The sequence below is a fragment of the Intrasporangium sp. genome, from assembly GCF_036566125.1.
In the GTDB taxonomy this organism is placed as follows: domain Bacteria; phylum Actinomycetota; class Actinomycetes; order Actinomycetales; family Dermatophilaceae; genus Intrasporangium.
The window spans coordinates 1-2060 of the sequence record NZ_DATCWX010000086.1 but is presented as its reverse complement, the minus strand read 5'-3'; the positions used below and the strand labels follow the sequence as shown (position 1 = coordinate 2060).

Here is a 2060-nt window from a genome sequence, read left to right as displayed (position 1 = left end):
CGTCGGCTGGTGCTTCTACTTCGCCATCCCGGTCGGCGCGCCTCCGGCGTCGATGATGGCGGGTGGCTACGTCGCCGACGTGGTCGGCGGTGGCCGGACCACCACGCTGGCGGTCGCGGCCGCGCTGCTCGCGGGCACCGCGGCGATGAACGCCGTGGGCCTGCGGCTCTCCGGCCGGGTGCAGCTGGCCCTGGCCGCCACCCTCGCCCTGCTCATGGTCGTCACCATGTCCCTGGCCCTGCCCCATGGCAACACCGACCACCTGTCACCATTCACGCCGAACGGCTGGGGACCCGTGGCCACCGCCGCCGCCGTCCTCGTCTGGGGGTTCGCCGGCTGGGAGGCTGTCGCTCCCCTCTCGGCCGACTACCGCAACCCGCGGCGGGACGTCCCGCGCGCCACAGCGATCGCCGTCGCCGTTGTCGGACTGCTCTACCTCGGCCTGGCGGCGACGAGCCTTCTCGTGCTCGGCCCGGCAACCGGCCGGAGCGAGGCACCGCTGTCAGACCTCATGGCCGTCGCACTCGGTGACGGCGCCCGCGTCCTCACGGCTGTCGCGGCCGTCATGCTGACGCTCGGCGCGATGAACGCCTACTTCGCCGGCGGCTCACGGCTCGGCGCAGCACTCGGTCGCGACGGAAGCCTCCCGTCGACCCTGGCCAAGGGCAGCGGCCCCGGCGAGGTCCCGCGGCGCAGTCTCGCCGTGCTCACCATCGGCGGCGCGCTCTCGCTCGTGGTCGCAGCCGTCCTCGACCTCGGCCTGACTCCACTCATGCTGCTCACCACCGGCTGCTTCACCCTCGTCTACGTCTTCGGGACGGGCGCGGCGCTGCGCCTCCTCCCACGCTGGAGCCTCGGCTGGTGGACCGCCGCGGTGGCCTTTGTCGCCACCCTCGGCCTGCTCGTCGTCAACGGTCTCCACACGCTCTGGGCCCTGGGCATCGTGGCGGCCTCGCTCGCCTATGGACGCGCACGCCGCGACCGCGGAACTGAGGCCGGCTGATTCGCAGGGCACAAGTGGCTCCACAGCATTGCATCCCGAGCGGCGGACCGGCAGGCTCACCCTCACAGTCCCGATGGGATAGCTCAATGGGGAGGAACCCGATGCGCCGACTGTCCACGCGTGCCGTTCTCGCTGCGGCCGCCGCTGCCCTGGTCGCGGTCCCGATGGCCGCGGCAACCGCCGCCCAAGCCGCGCCGGAACCACCGGGCAAGCCGATCACGGTGATGACCCGCAACATCTACCTCGGCGCCGACATCAACCGACCTGTCGAGGCCGCGCTCGCCGCCCAGGCGCAGGGCAAGACACCGCAGGAGGTCGTCGCCGCGCTCGCCATCGCCACGGACGTGACGCGACGCATCGTCGACCAAACCGACTTCCCGGTCCGTTCGACGTTGCTGGCCCGCGAGATCGCCACCGCCAAGCCCGATCTCGTCGGCCTGCAGGAGGTCGCCCTCTGGCGCTCGGGGCCGCTCGAGCTGGACAAGGTCGGCGTACCCAATGCCACGACGGTCGACTATGACTTCCTCGCGACCCTGCTCGCCGACCTGCGTGCGGCCGGAACCCCTTACATCGCCGAGGTCGTCGGCGAGCGTGCCGATGTGGAGTCGCCGAGTTTCACCGCGACGATGGGCAACCCGCGTGACGTCCGGCTGACGATGCACGACGTCATCCTCAAGCGAGCCACCAACGCCCTCACGGTGACCGGCGAGCACGACCAGCTCTTCACCCACAACCTCAAGGTGGAGATCTCCGGCGTGACGATGGACTTCTCCCGCGGCTACCAGTGGGTGGACGTGCGAGCGGGTGGGTCATCCTTCCGGTTCGTCAACTCGCACTTCGAGGCGTTCAGCTCGGACCTCGCCCTGGCGCAGGCCATGCAGGTGGCCGCGGAGGCGACCGCTTCCGACCGCACGACGGTCTTCGTCTGCGACTGCAACTCCGACCCCCTCCTCGACGCGGTCAAGCCGCACGACACCGTGCCCCACAAGGCGCCCTACGAGTTCCTCACGGGACCGGCCGGTTACACGGACCAGTGGCTCGAGTGGGCGCCCACCGA

At 71.1% G+C, this 2060-nt stretch carries 2 protein-coding genes; both read left to right on the top strand.

Going from position 1 to position 2060, the window contains the following annotated elements; translation table 11 throughout:
• Positions 1–1003 (top strand): APC family permease (locus tag VIR15_RS05100; protein WP_331926393.1); only part of this gene is annotated, 1003 nt, incomplete at its 5' end.
• A gap of 101 nt (positions 1004–1104) precedes the next feature.
• Positions 1105–2060: endonuclease/exonuclease/phosphatase family protein (locus VIR15_RS05095; protein WP_331926392.1), on the top strand; the 956-nt coding region annotated here is incomplete at its 3' end.